Source organism: Micromonospora sp. NPDC049559 (assembly GCF_040676675.1).
In the GTDB taxonomy this organism is placed as follows: Bacteria; Actinomycetota; Actinomycetes; order Mycobacteriales; family Micromonosporaceae; genus JBFAPK01.
In genome coordinates this window covers 25,680-43,079 of the sequence record NZ_JBFAPK010000020.1, presented here as the reverse complement: position 1 = coordinate 43,079, position 17,400 = coordinate 25,680, and the positions used below count along the sequence as shown (strand labels likewise).

General features: G+C 73.3%; 12 protein-coding genes. 7 read left to right on the top strand and 5 right to left on the bottom strand.

Annotated elements, in window-relative coordinates:
* Nucleotides 1-65 precede the first annotated feature (65 nt).
* Nucleotides 66-2,654: a valine--tRNA ligase gene (gene valS / locus AB0J86_RS21520; RefSeq protein ID WP_363859349.1), complete on the top strand. Its 2,589-nt coding sequence runs from the start codon at nucleotides 66-68 to the stop codon at nucleotides 2,652-2,654.
* Between the two features lie 113 nt (nucleotides 2,655-2,767).
* On the opposite strand, the gene AB0J86_RS21515 is transcribed toward valS, so the two are convergent.
* Nucleotides 2,768-2,962, bottom strand: coding sequence for a hypothetical protein (locus AB0J86_RS21515; protein WP_363859348.1), 195 nt, complete (start codon nucleotides 2,960-2,962; stop codon nucleotides 2,768-2,770).
* A 35-nt stretch (nucleotides 2,963-2,997) separates the two neighbouring features.
* On the bottom strand, nucleotides 2,998-4,107 hold the full coding sequence (locus tag AB0J86_RS21510; RefSeq protein WP_363859347.1) for an RNA polymerase sigma factor: 1,110 nt from the start codon (nucleotides 4,105-4,107) through the stop codon (nucleotides 2,998-3,000).
* Between the two features lie 230 nt (nucleotides 4,108-4,337).
* Between AB0J86_RS21510 and AB0J86_RS21505 the strand changes: the two genes are divergently transcribed.
* On the top strand, nucleotides 4,338-5,507 hold the full coding sequence (locus AB0J86_RS21505; RefSeq protein ID WP_363859346.1) for a peptidoglycan recognition family protein: 1,170 nt from the start codon (nucleotides 4,338-4,340) through the stop codon (nucleotides 5,505-5,507).
* Between the two features lie 124 nt (nucleotides 5,508-5,631).
* Here the strand turns inward: AB0J86_RS21505 and AB0J86_RS21500 are convergent, their stop codons facing one another.
* A complete protein-coding gene (locus AB0J86_RS21500) occupies nucleotides 5,632-6,282 on the bottom strand; it encodes a hypothetical protein (RefSeq protein WP_363859345.1) in 651 nt (216 codons plus the stop codon).
* 261 nt (nucleotides 6,283-6,543) lie between these two features.
* Here AB0J86_RS21500 and AB0J86_RS21495 point away from each other — a divergent pair, with 261 nt between their 5' ends.
* Nucleotides 6,544-7,779: a hypothetical protein gene (locus AB0J86_RS21495; RefSeq protein WP_363859344.1), complete on the top strand. Its 1,236-nt coding sequence runs from the start codon at nucleotides 6,544-6,546 to the stop codon at nucleotides 7,777-7,779.
* A 67-nt stretch (nucleotides 7,780-7,846) separates the two neighbouring features.
* Here the strand turns inward: AB0J86_RS21495 and AB0J86_RS21490 are convergent, their stop codons facing one another.
* A complete protein-coding gene (locus tag AB0J86_RS21490; RefSeq protein ID WP_363859343.1) occupies nucleotides 7,847-9,949 on the bottom strand; it encodes a xanthine dehydrogenase family protein molybdopterin-binding subunit in 2,103 nt (700 codons plus the stop codon).
* Between the two features lie 268 nt (nucleotides 9,950-10,217).
* On the opposite strand from AB0J86_RS21490, the gene AB0J86_RS21485 reads away from it, so the two are divergent.
* Both AB0J86_RS21485 and AB0J86_RS21480 read left to right on the top strand, forming a co-directional pair.
* Nucleotides 10,218-10,715, top strand: a complete 498-nt coding sequence (locus AB0J86_RS21485) for a SigE family RNA polymerase sigma factor (RefSeq protein WP_363859342.1) — start codon at nucleotides 10,218-10,220, stop codon at nucleotides 10,713-10,715.
* Entirely contained in the window at nucleotides 10,699-11,511 is an 813-nt protein-coding gene (locus AB0J86_RS21480) for a DUF4232 domain-containing protein (protein ID WP_363859341.1), read from the top strand. Before AB0J86_RS21485 ends, AB0J86_RS21480 begins: the two co-directional genes overlap by 17 nt.
* An 89-nt stretch (nucleotides 11,512-11,600) precedes the next feature.
* On the opposite strand, the gene AB0J86_RS21475 is transcribed toward AB0J86_RS21480, so the two are convergent.
* Complete coding sequence (locus tag AB0J86_RS21475) at nucleotides 11,601-12,419, bottom strand: hypothetical protein (protein WP_363859438.1); 819 nt, start codon at nucleotides 12,417-12,419, stop codon at nucleotides 11,601-11,603.
* A gap of 85 nt (nucleotides 12,420-12,504) precedes the next feature.
* Here AB0J86_RS21475 and AB0J86_RS21470 point away from each other — a divergent pair, with 85 nt between their 5' ends.
* Both AB0J86_RS21470 and AB0J86_RS21465 read left to right on the top strand, forming a co-directional pair.
* Nucleotides 12,505-13,698 (top strand): DNA recombination protein RmuC, encoded by a 1,194-nt coding sequence (locus AB0J86_RS21470; protein ID WP_363859340.1) that lies wholly within the window; start codon nucleotides 12,505-12,507, stop codon nucleotides 13,696-13,698.
* A 232-nt stretch (nucleotides 13,699-13,930) separates the two neighbouring features.
* Nucleotides 13,931-17,200, top strand: coding sequence for a S8 family serine peptidase (locus AB0J86_RS21465; RefSeq protein WP_363859339.1), 3,270 nt, complete (start codon nucleotides 13,931-13,933; stop codon nucleotides 17,198-17,200).
* Nucleotides 17,201-17,400: the final 200 nt, after the last annotated feature.

Sequence of the window (17,400 nt, the reverse complement as noted above, 5' to 3'; positions counted from 1 at the left end):
CCGAGCCGGCGACGGATCGGCCAACTCGTTCGTGTCGTCGGGGAAAGCGCCTCTAGCATCGACCCATGACTGATACGGCGAGGACCGCCCGCGCCGGTATCCCCGAGCGTCCCACCCTGGACGGCATCGAGGAGACCTGGGCGCGGCGTTGGCAGGAGGAGGGCACGTACGCGTTCGACCGGTCGAGGAACCGGGCGGACGTGTACGCGATCGACACCCCGCCGCCGACCGTATCGGGCGAACTGCACATGGGGCACGTTTTCTCGTACACCCACACCGACATCGTCGCGCGCTTTCAGCGGATGCGCGGGCGGACCGTCTTCTACCCGATGGGCTGGGACGACAACGGGCTGCCCACCGAGCGCCGGGTGCAGAACGTCTACGGGGTGCGCTGCGACCCGTCGCTGCCGTACGACCCGGACTGGCAGCCGCCGGCCGCACCGGTGAACGCCGAGGCGCGCAAGAACCCGATCTCCATCTCGCGGCGCAACTTCGTGGAGCTGTGCGGCCGGCTGACCGCCGAGGACGAGCAGGTCTTCGAGGCGCTGTGGCGGCGGCTCGGGCTGTCGGTGGACTGGTCGCTGACGTACACCACGATCGGGCGGCACGCGCAGGCCGTCTCGCAGCGCGCGTTCCTGCGCAACCTGGCCCGGGGCGAGGCGTACACGGCGGAGGCGCCGACCCTCTGGGACGTCGGCTTCGCCACCGCCGTGGCCCAGGCCGAGCTGGAGGATCGGGAGCGGCCCGGCGCGTACCACCGGATCGCGTTCGCCCTCGTGCGCGGCGGACCCGCGGGCCCCGCGCCCGACGGCGGCACCGTCGAGATCGACACCACCCGGCCGGAGCTGCTGCCGGCCTGCGTGGCGCTGGTCGTCCACCCCGACGACGAGCGGTACGCGGGGCTGGTCGGCGGCGTCGCCCGGAGCCCGCTCTTCGGCGTCGAGGTGCCGATCTACGCCCACTCGCTGGCCGAGCCGACCAAGGGCACCGGTGTGGTGATGGTCTGCACCTTCGGCGACCTCACGGACGTGACCTGGTGGCGGGAGCTGCGGCTGCCGACCCGGGTGATCCTCGGCCGGGACGGCCGGCTGCTGCCGTCGCCGCCGGACGGGGTGCCCGCCGAGCCCTACGCGGAGGTGGCCGGGCGGGCGGTGAACGCGGCCCGGCGCCGGATCGTGGAGCTGCTCGCCGAGTCCGGCGCGCTGCTCGGCGAGCCGCGGCCGGTCACCCACCCGGTCAAGTTCTACGAGCGGGGCGACAGCCCACTGGAGATCATCTCCAGCCGGCAGTGGTACCTGCGCAACGGCGGTCGCGACGCGGAGCTGCGGGAGGCGCTGCTGGCCCGGGGGCGCGAGCTGAACTGGGTGCCGCCACACATGCGGCACCGGTACGACCACTGGGTCGGCGGGCTCACCGGTGACTGGCTGGTCAGCCGGCAGCGCTTCTTCGGCGTGCCGATCCCGGTCTGGTACCGGCTCGACGACACTGGCGAGCCGGACTACGCACAGCCTCTCACGCCGGAGGAGTCGGCACTCCCCGTCGACCCGTCGTCCGAGGCGCCGGCCGGGTACGACGAGTCCCAGCGCGGCCGGCCGGGCGGCTTCATCGGCGACCCGGACGTGATGGACACCTGGGCCACCTCCTCGCTCACGCCGCAGATCGTCAGCGGCTGGGAGACCGACCCGGACCTGTTCGCCCGGGTCTTCCCGATGGACCTGCGCCCGCAGGGGCAGGAGATCATCCGTACCTGGCTCTTCTCGTCCGTGGTCCGCGCGCACCTGGAGCACGGCGTGCTGCCCTGGCGGGACGCGGTCCTCTCGGGCTGGATCCTCGACCCGGACCGCAAGAAGATGTCGAAGTCCAAGGGGAACGTGGTCACCCCGATGGGGCTGCTGGTCGAGAACGGCTCCGACGCGGTGCGCTACTGGGCGGCGAACGGGCGGCCCGGCACGGACCTGGCCTTCGACCCGGCGCAGATCAGGGTCGGTCGGCGGCTGGCGACGAAGCTGCTCAACGCGTCCAAGTTCGCGCTCGGGCTGGGCGCCGCCGACGCGCTGCGGGCCGAGGTCGGCGAGCCGCTGGACCGCTCCATGCTCGCCGGGCTCTCGGGCGTGGTCGCCACCGCGACGGCCGCCCTCGACGCGTACGACCACACGGCCGCGTTGGCCGCGACCGAGGGGTTCTTCTGGCGGTTCTGCGACGACTACATCGAGCTGGTGAAGGAGCGGGCGTACGGCTCTGGGGCCGCCGCCGAGTCGGCCCGGGCGGCCCTGGCCACCGCCCTCTCGGCGCAGCTGCGGTTGTTCGCGCCGTTCCTGCCGTACGTCACCGAGGAGGTCTGGTCCTGGTGGCGGTACGGCTCGGTGCACCGCTCGCCGTGGCCGACCCGGTACGAACTGGAGCGGGCGGCCGGGGACGGTGACCCCGAGCTGCTGGAGCTGGCGGGCGCGGCGCTGACGCAGGTGCGCCGGGCCAAGTCGGAGCGGAGGCTGTCGATGCGCGCCGAGGTGCCGCTGGCCGAGGTGCTCGGGCCGGCGACGATGCTGGAGCGGCTGGCCCTGGTCGCCGGCGACCTGCGGGCGGCGGGACGGATCGCCAAGCTCGACTACCTGCCGGGCCGGACCGAGGAACTCGTGGTCGCCTGCGCGTTCTGAGCCGCCGGTCAGCCCACCCGGCGGGCGGCACCGAGGCGCCCCGGATGGGGAACGGCCCCTCGTCGTCGGCGCGAGCGACGACGACGAGGGGCCCACCGGGACCGCCGGCGCGACTACGCCGGGCCGTACCGGTAGGCGCGGACGACGGTCTGCCGGACCGTGTTGCCCGCGCCGTCGGCCGCCGTGGCGCGCAGCGAGACGAACCCGGCGCCGGCCGGATGACGTACCCGGGCCGCGCCGTCGCGTACCGGCACGCGGTTCCAGGTCGCCCCGTCGTCGTACGACGCCTCGACCGCCAGCTCCCGCAACCTACCCACCTGGGCGCCCGGGTTCGGGCTCGCCGTCACCGGCACCGGGAACTCGCGGCCGGCCGGAGCGGCGTTGCCGGCGCCGCCGGGACGGTGAACTCGCCCTGCCCCGCGACCCGGCTCTCACCGACCTTGACGCCGTCGCGGTAGAGCAGCGTGGTGCCCTCGCCGATCTCCCGGCCGGGGCGTCCGGCGCCGTCCCCGTACGGGGAGAGCCGCACCGCCACCACGTCGCCGCCGCGCGCGGCGCCCATGCCCCAGTCCTCCGGACCGGGCAGGACCGGGCCCGCGACCGCCGCACCCCAGGTCTCCCGGTAGGTACGGCCGGCCTGGTAGCCGGTCCACGGCCCGAGCACGCCCCACCAGGACCACTGGTCTCCGTTGGCCGGGTCGGTCCAGAACATCCGGCCGACCGCCCGCCACTGGAGCCCACCGTCGGTGTTGACGTAGTGGGTGCGGGTGGCGGGCAGCGGGAACGCCGCCCCCATCAGCACCACCTGGCCGGTCCCCGGCTCGCCGGGGACCCGGTTGACCGCGTACCAGCCACCGGTCAGGGCGGGATCCTCGCCGGACACGGTCCGGGTCTCGATCGTCGCCAGCTCCGCCGGCGCGACCTGCCGCCGGTAGCCGGAGATCATTCGACCCGCCTCGTGGTGGCTGACCGAGTACGTGTTCGGGCTCCCGCTCGCGTCACCGTCGGCGCCCACCTGGGCCCAGAGCCCGTCGACGGAGGAGTGGAAACCGGGCACCGGGGTCGTACCGCCGAGCTGTCCGGTGCGGACGTCGTCGAACGTCCGCCCCGACTGCCCACCGCCGATCGGCCCGTTCGGCGTCTGGATCCGGTACGTGAACTGGGCGGCGACCTGGGTGGCCCCCGACCTCGGTACGCCGATCGCGCTCCCGGTCGCCAGCCGCCGCACCTCGTCCCGGTACCGGTCGCGCACCACGTTGCGGGCCACCCCGAGCAGCCACGGCAGCGGGTCCGCGGGGACCGCGTCCAGCCGCCGCCAGGCGATCAGGAAGGTCTCGCTGACCACGTCGTCCGCGTACTGCCGGCCGGCCCGGCTCACCGCGTATGCGTACACCTGTGCCCGGTGTGCCGCGTACCAGTCGGTGAACCGGGCCTGCGCATCTCGTTCCGTCACTGGCTCGTGCTCCTCCGCTCGCACCGCGAAAGCGACTGTCGCCGTCACCAGGTAATGCCGCCGGGGGCCGGATTCTTGCAGGGAACTTTCGCGGGGACCCCGCGCGGCCGGCGACGCAACGTTCGCGACAGCCGCTGGCAGGGTGGATCCGTTATGGTCACGGTCGGCCGTGAGCTCACGGCCCATTTCTTGGGGGAGGATTCGTGGTTTCTCGGCGAAGAGTGCTGGCCGTGGGGGCGGGGACGGCCATCGGCGCGGTGGTTCCGCTCGCGGCGGCGACGACGGCGACCGCGACGGCAGCCCAGGCCGCCCCGCGGCCGATCCCGGTACCGGAGGCCGCCCGCCGCAGCCTGCGGGGCGGGCGCCTGCTCGTGGAGCGGACCGAGTTCCGGCTGAACAGCCTGGCGGTGAGCTGGCAGGGACCGGCCGCCCAGGTCCGGTGGCGCACCGCGAACGGGTGGAGCGCGTGGACGACGGTGGTGGAGGACTGCGCCGGCGGCCGGGGCGACGTGGCCACCGGTGCCGAGGAGCGGACCAGGAGCGCCCGACTCTCCGCGCCGGCCGCCGAGGGCTACGAGGTGTGGGTGGCCGGCGAGGGGACCGCCCAGGTCACCGAGCTGGGCACGGTGGATGCGTCGGCGAGCGCGCTGGCGGTCGCCGCCCCCGCGGACTCGATGCCGCTGCCCGGCGGGGGCAGCTGCCCGGTGCCCTACTTCTCCCGGGCGGCCTGGGGCGCGGACGAGTCCCTGCGCTTCGACCCGGACACCGGCGACGAGCTCTTCCCGCCGACGTACTACCCGGTGCAGACCATCACCGTGCACCACGAGGGCGGCGGGGTGAACAACCACCCGGACCCCGCGGGCACGATCCGCACGATCTACTACGACCAGACCATCACCAAGGACTGGGGCGACATCGGCTACCACCTGGTCATCGACGAGGCCGGTCGGGTCTACGAGGGGCGCTGGACCGGCACCGACGGCGTTCCGGTCTTCGGCGGTGTCCCCGGCCCGGACGGCCGGCCGCAGATGGCCACCGCCGCGCACGCCGAGGGCTGGAACTCCGGCAACATCGGCATCTGCCTGCTCGGCGACTTCACCTCGCAGCTGCCCACCGCCGCCGCCCGGGAGGCGCTGACGACGGTCCTCGCCTCGCTGGCCCGGGTCTGTCAGCTGGACCCGCGGGCCGTGGTGAACTTCGTGAACCCGGTCAGCGGCGCCACCAGGACCGTACAGAGCATCCCCGGCCACCGCGACTGGAACGTCACCCAGTGCCCGGGCGACCTGTTCTACCCGCAGCTGCCGTCGCTGCGCGAGGACGTGGCGGCCCGGCTGCAGACCGGAATTCCGCGCCGGCCGACGGGCCCCGGCACCGGTACCGGGCCGATCCCGCGCCGCTGACGGCGTACGGGTGGCCGGCGCTCGCGACCGCGCCGGCCACCGCCCGTCCCGGCGCGCCGCACGCCCCGGCGCCACCGCCCGGGCAGGACCGCCACCGGACGCGGGCCGGCGTCCGGCGGCGCCGTCAGTACGGCCAGTCGCCGCGCAGGAAGCGCAGCCCGAGCAGGAACGTGAAGAGGGCCGGCCCGATCAGCAGCGTGATCGCCTGGAGCCGGTACGGGATGCGGTGCCGGACCAGCTCCAGCGCGTTGCCGGCGACGATGACCCCGGCCAGCATCATGAACCCGCCCCACCAGTCGGTACGGCCGAAGTCGATCGCCCCGGCGCCCATCAGCAGGAACGTCACCCCCAGCAGCGCGCCACCGAGCGCCAGCGTGGCGACGGTGCGGTGCAGCCCCCGCGCGAGCGGATGCGCCGGGTGCCAGCCGTAGGTGCCGGTCACGGCCAGCGACGGCAGGATGATCATGAAGGGCCAGCCCTCCCCCATCGCGCCGAGCATGAGCAGCGTCCCCACGGTGAAGACCAACGCCCCGACGCAGGTCACCAGGTACCCGCCGAACGCCGGCCCGCCGGCGCGGATCAACAGCGGCGCGCCGGCGGCCGCGATCAGCGCTCCCGGGATCAGGACGAAGCCGGCCCACCAGTGGTAGTGGCCGATCGACTGGGCGACGACGTTCACCGTCGCGGCGGCGAACGCCGCCACCGCCAGACCGGCCAGCCAGCGCACCCGCGCCGGAGCGCCTTTGCCCCCGGCGGTCTGCATCTGCGTAGTCACGCCCCCGACTCTGCCCGCCGTGGCCGCCCGGTGCCATCCCGCCAGCCCTACCATCCGCCGCCCGGCTACCCCGACCACGACGCAGGGTTACCGCGAGATGGCACGCACCTGGACATCCGCCGAGCCGACCACGCAGTTATACATTGACGCTAGCCAATTGCATTAATCGATGCTATGAAATGTTGATTCGCTGGCCGCCCACCAGCAGGGCAACGCCGCCACCACTGCTTGGGCATCGACGTCATTTGGGGAGAACGGTACATGAGCGAACATCAGGACGGCCGGCTGCGGACTCGGTGGCGGCGTTCGACGAGAACCATCATCGCCGCGGCGGCGCTGTGCGCCGCAACCACCGCGCTCGCGAGTGGACCCACGGCGGGGCCGGCCAACGCGGGCGTCAACCTCGCCGGACGTGGCTCGGCCCACGTCTCGCTGGCCGCCGCGGCGCCTTCCCGCGTCGCCGTGGGTAACGGACACACCTGCGCGATCCGTACCGACGGGGCACTGTGGTGCTGGGGCAGCAACCGCAGCGGCCAGGTCGGCGACGGGACCACCACGAACCGGACCGCCCCGGTACGGGTCGGCACCGCCACCACCTGGGCCAGCGCCGACGCCGGCACGAGCCACACCTGCGCGGTACAGACGGACGGGACGCTGTGGTGCTGGGGCAGCAACAGCAGGAGCCAGCTCGGCGACGGGACCACCACGAACCGGACCACGCCGGTGCGGGTCGGCACCGCCACCAGCTGGGCCAGCGTCAGCGCCGGCGACAGTCACACCTGCGCCGTCCGGACCGACGGCACCCTCTGGTGCTGGGGCTTCAACCGTAACGTGCAGCTCGGTGTCGGCAGCTCCCCGTACATCGTGGCCGCCCCGGTACAGGTCGGCACGGCGACCAACTGGGCCAGCGTCACCACCGGCTACGCGCACACCTGCGCCACCCGTACCGACGGCACCCTGTGGTGCTGGGGTGACAGTTCGAACGGACAGCTCGGTCTCGGCATCCTGAGCTACAAGGCGACGCCCACGCAGGTCGGCACCGCCACCGCCTGGACGGGCGTGACGGCCGGATACGCCCACACCTGCGCCGTCCGCACCGAGGGGACCCTGTGGTGCTGGGGCGAGAACGGGTACGGGCAACTGGGCGTCAGCGTGGCGTACCAGACCAGTCCGATCCAGGTCGGCACCGCCACCACCTGGACCCGGGCCGGCGCGAGCCTCGACTCGTCGTGCGCGACCCGCACCGACGGCAGCATGTGGTGCTGGGGCAAGAACGCCTCGGGACAGTTGGGCGACGGCACCACCACCCACCGGTACGTCCCCACCCGGGTCGGCACCGCCACCACCTGGACCAACGACTTCGCCGTCACCTACCACAGTTGCGCGCTCCGTACCGACGGCGGCCTGTGGTGCTGGGGCGACAACACCTCGGGACAGTTGGGCGACGGCACCACCACCCACCGGTCGGCCCCGGCGCAGGTGAACCTTCCGGCCTGACCACAGCCACCGGGATCCGACGCACCGTCGGCCTGTGCCGCTGACCCGCGGGCCAGCGGCACAGGTCTCAGCTCGCGGCGGGGCGTAGCAGCCGGTCCAGCCGGATCGGCAGCTCCCGCACCCGGGTCCCGGTCGCGTGGTACACCGCGCTGGCGATCGCCGCCGCCGTACCGACGATGCCGATCTCGCCGATCCCCTTGACCCCGATCGGGTTGACCCGCCGGTCCTCCTCCTCGACCCAGTACGCCTCGATCCGCTCCACGTCGGCGCAGGTCGGGATGTGGTACTCGGCCAGGTCCTGGTTGACCCAGGTCCCCACCCGGGGATCGAGCTGACCCTCCTCGTGCAGCGCCATCGACAGTCCCATGGTCATCCCGCCGATGAGCTGCGAACGGGCGGTGACCGGATTGACGATCCGCCCCACCGCGAAGACCCCGAGCAGCCGGCCGACGCGTACCTCGCCGGTCTCCGGGTCGACCCGGACCTCGGCGAACTGCGCGCCGAAGCCGTACCGGGAGAGCTTCTCCTGGCGGGCGATCTCCTCGGTCGTGTCGACGTACGCCTCGACCCCGCCGGCCGGGACGGTGCCGCCGTACTCGTCGCGGATCCTGGCGCGCAGGGCCGCGCAGGCGGAGTGGACCGCCCAGCCCCAGGAGGAGGTGCCGGTGGAGCCGCCCGCGCCCGGCGCCTCGGGCAGCTCGGTGTCGCCGACCTCGATCGCCACGCGCTCCGGCGGCACCGCCAGCTCGTCGGCGGCGAGCAGCCAGAGGGCGGTACGGGCGCCGGTGCCGATGTCGGCGGCGTTGATCCTGATCTCGTACCCGCCGTCGGCGTCCGCCCGGACGAGCGCGGTGGACGGGCGGGCCCGGGCCGGATAGGTCGACGAGGCCACCCCCGTACCGACCAGCCAGCGCCCGCGCCGGCGGACCCCGGGCGTCGGGTCGCGGCCGGACCAGCCGAAGCGCTCGGCGCCCTCGCGCAGGCAGGCGGCGAGGTTGCGGCTGCTGTACGGCACGCCGAGCATCGGGTCGACGTCGGTGTCGTTGCGCAACCGCAGCTCGACCGGGTCGATCCCGCAGGCCACGGCGAGTTCGTCCAGCCCCGACTCGACGGCGAACGAGCCGGGGCACTCGCCCGGCGCCCGCATCCACCACGGGCCCGGTACGTCGAGCGGGGCGATCCGGTGGGTGGTGCGGTGGTGCGGCGGCGCGTACAGGTTGCGGCTGTAGACGGCGACCTGTTCGGCGAACTCCTTGACCGCCGACGACTGGCTGATCGAGTCGTGGCAGAGCGCCTGGATGTGCCCCTGGTCGTCGGCGCCGAGCCGGATCCGCTGGATCGACGGCGGGCGGTAGCCGACCGGGCCGAAGAGCTGCTGCCGGGTCAGGGCCAGCCGCACCGGCCGCCCGACGTGCCGGGCACCGAGCGCCGCCAGGACGGCCGGCGAACGGGTGTAGCCCTTGGACCCGAAGCCACCGCCGACGTGCGGGCTGATCACCCGTACCGAGTCGGGGGTGAGCCCGAAGAGGTCGACGAGGGCCCGCTTCACGATCGAGGAGCCCTGGGTGGAGTCGTGCACGAGCAGTCGGTCGCCGTCCCACCGGGCCGTGGCGGCGTGCGGCTCCATCGGGTTGTTGTGCTCGGCCGGGGTGCGGTACGTCTGGTCCAGGCGCACGTCGGCGGCGGCGTACCCGGCGTCGAAGTCGCCGATCTCGGTCTCCGCCGGGTAGTCGGGGTTGACCTTGGCGGGGACGTAGAGGTCGGGGTGGTCCGCCGTCAGCACCGTGCTGTGGGGCCGGGTGTCGTACTCCAGCCGGACCAGCCGGGCCGCCTCCCGGGCGGCCTCCAGCGTCTCGGCCACCACCAGCGCCACGATCTGGCCCCGGTACGCCACCTCGGGGCGTTGCAGCACGTACAGCTCCGGGTCGGCGTCGGAGGAGAGCCGGGGCGCGTTCTCGTGGCTCAGTACCGCGATCGCGCCCGGTACCGCCAGCGCGGCGGCGGTCTCGACCCGGGTGATCCGGCCCCGTACCGCGCTCGACTGCACCACCCAGCCGTAGGTCAGGCCGGCAACGGGGTACTCCGCGGCGTACCGGGCGATTCCGGTCACCTTGGCCGGGCCTTCGAGCCGTGGGCGCGGCTGGCCAACGGCACCCGTCGAGCTGCTCACCGCGCCTCCCGGTCCGGCCGAGACGATCCCGTCCAGGGTAAGGCGACAAAGCGCGATACCGGCGGTTTATCCCGTACGGTCGATCGGCGGTGTCGTCCGCAACGCTCCCGCCCTCCCGCGCGTGTCCTGGTGGAGCACAGCCAATCCACCACCCCGGCACGAACGCGGGTCGGGTCAGCGAGGAGGTACCAGTGCAGACCACGCACGCTGGGAGCGACACGGTCCCCCGCGGCACCGGACGGTGACGGCGGGCCACGGGGAGACCATCATGTCGACGAGCTTCGACGACTTCTACAGCGCACACTTCGGCGGGCTGGTGGCACAGCTACGCGCCGGCACCAACGACCTCGCCGAAGCACAGGACGTCGTCCAGGAGGCGTTCTGCCGCGCCTGGGGTCGCTGGGACCGGGTCGGCCGGTACGAGGACCCGCTCGGCTGGATCCGCCGGGTCGCGTGGAACCTCGCGATCAGCCGGTGGCGCCGGTCCCGTACGGCCCTGCGTTTCCTGGCCGGTCAGCGGCCCGCGCAGGTGCCCGGCCCCGGGCCGGAACGGCTGGACCTCGACGCCGCCCTCGCCCGGCTGCCGCTCAAACAGCGACGGGCGGTCGCCCTGCACTACCTCGCCGGCCTCACCACCGCCGAGATCGCGCGCGAGTGCGGGGTCTCGGACAGCACGGTCCGGTCCTGGCTGCACCGGGCGCGGGCGGCCCTGATGAAGGACCTCAGCAACAGCACGGAGGAGGCGGACCATGGCTACCCGCGATGACCTGACCAGCGGCGACGGGTGGGCGGACGAGTTCCTCGGTCGGCGGTTCGACGAATACCGGGAGGACACCATGAACCGGCTGCGTCCGGCCGGCGCGCTGGCCGCCCGGCGGGCGTACGAGCGGCGGCGCCGGTCCCGCCTGATCGCGATCGCGGCGACCACCGCCGCCGTCGCCGTACTCGCCGCAGTGGGGGGAAACGCGCTGGTGCGCCGGTCCGCGCCGCCGCTCCCGCCCGCCGTCTCGCCCTCACCGGCGATGCCCTCCCCGACGGCCAGCCCGTCGTCGACGAGCCCCGCCCCTAGCCGGACCGGACCGTCCGGGGCAACCGGGTCGGCGAGCGGATCACCCGGGTCCGGACAGCCGGCGACGCCGCGCTGCCGTACCGGCGATCTGTCGGTGCGCCTCCTCGGCGCCGACGGAGCCATGGGCTCCACGGGTCGCTACTACGCCCTGACCAACGACTCCTCCCGCGACTGCACCATCACCGGGATTCCGACGGTTCGCGCCGTGGACGGCGGCGGTGCGACCCTCGCCACCGCCGAACCGGTGGGCGGCGGCGCCGACCGGAAACTGCTGCTACGCCCCGGCGCGGAGGTCTACCTGATGGTCGTGCACGGCTTCGCCGGCCTGGACGAGAACGCCGACAAGAGTCCCTGCGACCCGCCCGCCGACGCGATCTGGCTCGTGCTTCCCGGCCAGACCACGCATCTCACCCTCGAACGCCGGACCAAAATCTGCAACGGCCGCTTCGAGGTCAGTCTCTCCCAGAACCGGCCGGGAGGTTTCGGCGACTGACCGATCCGCGACGTCGGCGAAGAGAAGACGGGGCGGGTGCGTGGTGAAGATCCACGTACCCGCCCCGGAGGTCGGTCCGTCCCGGAGTGCTAGAAGTCCCCGCCGCCGAAGTCTCCGCCACCGCCCCAGTCGCCGCCACCGAAGTCACCGCCGCCACCGAAGTCACCGGCCGCGTAGTCGCCGCCGCCGAAATCACCGGCCGCGTAGTCGCCACCGCCGCCCCAGTCGTCCCCGCCGCCGCCCTGGTCGGCGTCGAAGTCCGCCCCGTCGGCGAAGCCCTCCTGGTAGCCCTCGTCGTAGCCGTACCCCGGGTCCGCGAAGGCCGGCGAGAAGAGCGCGTCGAAGATCAGCATGCCGCCGACCACGCCGGCGCCGGTCGCCAGCGCCCCCTTCCACCAGGGCTGCGAGTACCAGCCGGCCGGCACGGGACGGCCCTGGTAGTGCCCGCCCGGGTAGTAGTAGGGGGTGTCCCGTCCCGGCTGCGGGCCGGCCTTGAAGACCTGCCCCTGCACGTCGACCGTGCGCTCCTTGGTGAGCTGGCCCACACCCCGGGCCGCGGCCAGCGCCGGCAGCTCCGGGCCGGGGTCGAGGCCGAGCGCGGTACGGGCCGCGCGCACGTAGGCCAACCCCTCCAGCGCGGTCTCCCGGGCCAGCTCGAACTGCCGGGCGCTGCGCGCCTGCTCCAGCTGCCCACCGGCCGCGTTGTAGCGCTCCCCCGCGTCGGCGAGCGCCTGCCGCACCGCCGGCTCGTCGCCGTGCAGGTTCATCAGCTGCCCGCCGAGCCGCTCGTACCAGCGCTGGGCCTCCGCCCGCGCGTCGGCCAACTCGCGCGCGTGGCGGGCCTCACTCTCCCGCCGCCGCCAGAGCACGAAGCCGACGACCAGGGCCAGCAGCACCAGCAACCAGATCCATCTCACGAATACGACAGTAGCTCCGCCAGACAAAACCGGCTGTTCGGCGAGTCAGGGCAGCGGTTCGGCGTACCCGTTTGGCATGCTTCGCGACGTGGACGCTTCGACCGTGGCCGTGGTGGTGGTCTGCCTCGGCGCCGGCGGCGCCGCGGGCTGGCTCGCGGCCCGCGCCCGGTCCGCCGCCGAGATCGCCCGGCTCGACGCCACGCTGCGCGCCACCCGCGAGGGCGAGGGCCGCCTGGAGCAGTCGATGCGGGCGCTCTCCTACGAGGCGACCGCGCAGTCGCAGGAGGCGGTGGCCCGGGCGGTCGCCCCGCTGCACGAGACGCTGCGCCGCTACGAGCAGCGGGTGACCGAGCTGGAGCACGAGCGGGTCGACGCCTACGCCGAACTGCGCGAGCAGGTACGCGCGATGAGCGCCGTCTCCGGCGAGCTGCGTACCGAGACCAAGCAGCTCGTGGCGGCGCTGCGCGCGCCGCAGGTGCGCGGCCGGTGGGGCGAGCACCAGCTCAGGCGCATCGTCGAGGCGGCCGGCATGCTCGAACACTGCGACTTCTCCGAGCAGGTGACCGCCGCCACGGACCAGCAGGGGGTCCGCCCCGACCTGGTGGTCCGCCTGGACGGCGGCCGTACCGTGGTGGTCGACGCCAAGGCGCCGTTCGACGCGTACCTGAGCGCCATGGAGGCCCGCGACGAGCGCGGCCGGGACGCGCAGCTCGACCTGCACGCGCGGCACCTACGCGCGCACGTCGACTCGCTCGCGGCCAAGTCCTACTGGGCCGCGTTCGACCAGACGCCCGAGTTCGTGGTGCTCTTCGTACCGGCCGACCCGTTCCTCGACGTGGCGCTGCAACGCGATCCCACGCTGCTGGAGCACGCGTTCGCCCGCAACGTCGTACTGGCCACCCCGGCGACCCTGGTCGCGCTGCTGCGTACCGTCGCCTACGCCTGGCGGCAGGAGGCGCTGGCCCGCAACGCGGTGGCCGTGCACTCGCTCGCCCGCGAGCTGTACGGTCGACTCTCCACTCTGGGCGATCACGTCTCGAAGCTGGGCGGCGCGCTGGGCGGCGCGGTCACCGCGTACAACCGGGCGGTCGGCTCGCTGGAGGCGCGGGTACTGGTCAGCGCCCGCAAGCTCGCCGAGCTGGGTGTCTCGCGGGACGAGCTGGCCACGCCGGCCCAGGTCGAGCTGGCGCCCCGCCAGCCGCAGGCACCCGAACTGGTCGACGGCGCACCCGGAGGCTCCACTGTGGACCGATCTTCGACCAGGGACTGATTTCCATTAGCGGATTCGGCCGATCTTCGACATCGGACCGTCGGGCACTCCGCGTGGTCGTCCCGTCGCAGGTCATCCGCTAGTTGACCGGCAATTCACCCCACTCGACCAGAACATGTCACGGGCTGGTCACAACGGCCCGGTGGCTAGTGACAAGCGATGCCGGCAGCGCGAAGGATGCGGCTCACGCGTGCCCTGATATTGAGGGCCCTGTTCTCTGGAGGAAGAGAACGTGAGTAGACCCCGCACCTGGAGCCGGCGCACCTCCGCCGGCCTCCTCGCGTCGGTCGTGGCCGCCGGCGCCATGACGCTGGCCGGCGCCACCACCGCCAGCGCGAACCCGCCGGGCGAGACCGACGTCCCGAAGACCACGCCGGTGGAGACGCTCGGCTCGCACGACGCCAAGCTGCTCAACGACGCCGAGGCCAAGGGCGAGCCGACGGTGACGCTCATCGTCGCCACGGACAAGGCCCGCACCAAGGACGTCGCCGCCGCGCTCGGCAAGCTGGGTGGCAAGATCAGCCGTCGGTACGACTCGGTCGGTTACCTGCTGGCCACGGTGCCCACCGCGCAGGCGCTCAAGGCCGCGAAGCTGCCCGGCGTCACGGCCGTCGACCTCAACGACGTGGTGCAGCTGCCGGACCCGCGCCCGGCCGGAAAGCCGGGTACCGGTGCGACGGCCAAGGCCCAGGCTCCGGCCGTGAAGGCGCCGGGAGCGGACACCCCGGCCGCCAACCCGTTCATGCCGACCAACGAGACCGGCGCGGTCTCCTTCAAGCAGCAGCACCCGGCGTGGGACGGGCGCGGCGTGACGATCGGCATCATGGACTCGGGCGTCGACCTGGACAGCCCCGCCCTCCAGAAGACCACCACCGGCGAGCGCAAGATCACCGACTGGTTCACGGCGACGGACCCGCTGGAGGACAGCGCCTGGCGTCCGATGCTCACCGAGGTGACCGGCCCGACCTTCAGCGCCGCCGGAGCCACCTGGACCGCCCCCGCGGGGACGTGGCGGTTCAACCGCTTCTCCGAGTCGATCACCATCGCCGACGACGCGGCCGGTGACGTCAACCGCGACGGCGACACCACCGACACCTGGGGCATCCTCTACAACCCGGTGAACCACGACATCCGGGTGGACGTGAACCAGAACCGCGACTTCACCGACGACGCGGTGATGCGGCCGTACCGCGAGAAGTACGACATCGGGCACTTCGGTACCGACAACCCGGCGACCGCCGTACGCGAGCAGATGCCGTTCGTGGTCGAGTACCGCGAGGACGTCGACACCACCCCGGCCGGCGGGCCGGGCCTGGTCGACTACGTCAACATCGGCATCCTGGAGAGCGAGCACGGCACCCACGTCGCCGGCATCACCGCCGCCAACGACATGTTCGGCAACTCCGTCTTCGACGGGGCCGCGCCGGGTGCCAAGCTGGTCTCCGCCCGCGCCTGCAGCTGGGGCGGTGGCTGCACGTACGCCGCGCTGACCACGGGCATGGTCGAGCTGGTGGTCAACCGCAAGGTCGACGTCGTCAACGTCTCGATCGGCGGCCTGCCGGCGCTCAACGACGGCGCCGACGCCCGCGCCACGCTCTACAACCGGCTGATCAACGACTACGGTGTGCAGCTGTTCATCTCGGACGGCAACGACGGGCCCGGCGTGAACACCACCGGCGACCCGGCGACCGCCAGCGACGTGGTGAGCGTCGCCTCCAGCATCAGCAAGGAGAGCTGGCTGGCCAACTACGGCGCCGTCGTCCGCACGCCGTACCAGCTGCACAACTTCTCCTCCCGCGGGCCGCGCGAGGACGGCGGCTTCAAGCCGAACATCACCGCGCCCGGCTCGGCCATCTCCACCACCCCGGTCTTCCTGCCGGGCGGCCCGGTCGCCGAGGCCGGCTACGCCCTGCCGCCGGGGTACAGCATGCTGCAGGGCACGTCGATGGCGGCGCCGCAGGCGACCGGTTCGGCCGCACTGCTGCTCTCGGCCGCTAAGGCGAACGACCTGGGCGTCACCCCGGCCGCGCTGCGCCGGGCGATCTACTCGTCCGCGACCTGGATCGACGGGGCCCCGGCCCACGCGCAGGGCAACGGTCTGCTGAACGTCAACGGCGCGTGGAAGCTGCTCGCCAAGGGCGTCGAGACCCGCGACTACAGCGTGGACGCGCCGGTCTGCAGCCCGCTCGACGAGCAGCTGAGCACCCCCGGCCGTGGTACCGGCATCTACAACCGGTGCGCGGCCGGCGACGGCGGCCAGAAGCCCGGCGTCGCCAAGACGTACGCCGTGAAGATCACCCGGACCAGCGGCCCGAAGGGGAACGTCAAGCACTCGCTCAGCTGGGTCGGCAACGACGGGACCTTCCGGGGCGCCCCGAAGAGCGTCACCCTGCCGCTGGGCAAGACCGTGACCGTCACGGTGGAGGCCAAGGCCGGCGTGGGCGCGCACAGCGCGATCCTGCGGGTCGACGACCCGAAGACGAACGCGGTCGACTTCGAGATCCTCAACACCGTGGTGGTGGGCGAGACGCCGAAGCACCCGGACTACTCGTTCGCCGCCGACGGCTCGGTGGAGCGCAACGGCTTCACCTCGTACTTCGTCACCGTCCCGCAGGGCGCCAAGGCGCTGCAGGTGAACCTCTCCCGCATCGCCACCGGCTCGCAGGTCCGGTTCATCGCCATCAACCCGTACGGGCTGCACGTGGAGAGCACGGCGAGCACCGCGTGCTTCACCAACTACTCCGACGCGGCGGCGTGCAAGCCGCAGGAGCGCGACTACCAGAACCCGATCCCCGGGATCTGGGAGATCGAGGTCGAGGCCCGGCGTACCACGCCGGCGCTGGACAACCCGTTCCGGCTGAGCGCAGAGATCCAGGGCGTGTCGGTGAACCCGGCCGTCGTGGACCTGGCGAGCGTGTCGGCGGGCGTACCGACGCCGCTGACCTGGTCGTTGAAGAACGACTTCGGCCCGGCGACGGTCACCACCAAGGGCGGGGCGCTCTCCAGCGCCAGCACCGCCCGGCCCACCATCGTCGAGCACACGACGCAGGAGTACACGGTCAACGTACCGGCCGGGGCGACCAGCCTCACCGCGGTGATCGGTAACCCCGCCAACCTCGGCGCCGACCTGGACCTCTACGTCTACCTCGGTACCGCCGAGGTCGGCCGCTCGGCCGACGGTGACTCGGAGGAGGCCGTGACGCTGGCCAACCCGGCGCCGGGCACGTACCGGGTGGTCGTCGACGGCTACAACGTCGACGGCAGCGGTGGCAGCACCCAGTACGACTACCGGGACTCGTTCACGGCGCCGTCGCTCGGCTCCGTGACCACGTCGACCGGTACCTTCGACCTGGCCAACGGCGCCACCGCCACGGCCACCGGCGCCGTCACGGCCAACGCGGCCCCGGCCGCCGGCCGTACCCTCTACGGCGAGCTCTCCGTGGTCACCGACCAGGGAGCGGTCGTCGGCCAGGGCGCGGTGTCGATCCGCGCGGTCAGCTGACCTGACGCGCCCGACAGCACCGGAGCCCGCCCCCTATTAGGGGGGCGGGCTCTCTGTTTTCCCGCCCCAGCGAGCGCGCGTAGCGGCGCCGGCGTCGTCCTGCAGCCGAGGAGCGCGCCGCGAAGCGGTCGCGCCCCGCAGGCGAAGGACGATCGCCTCTCAGGCGCCGCGAAGCGGTCGCGCCCCGCAGGCGAAGGACG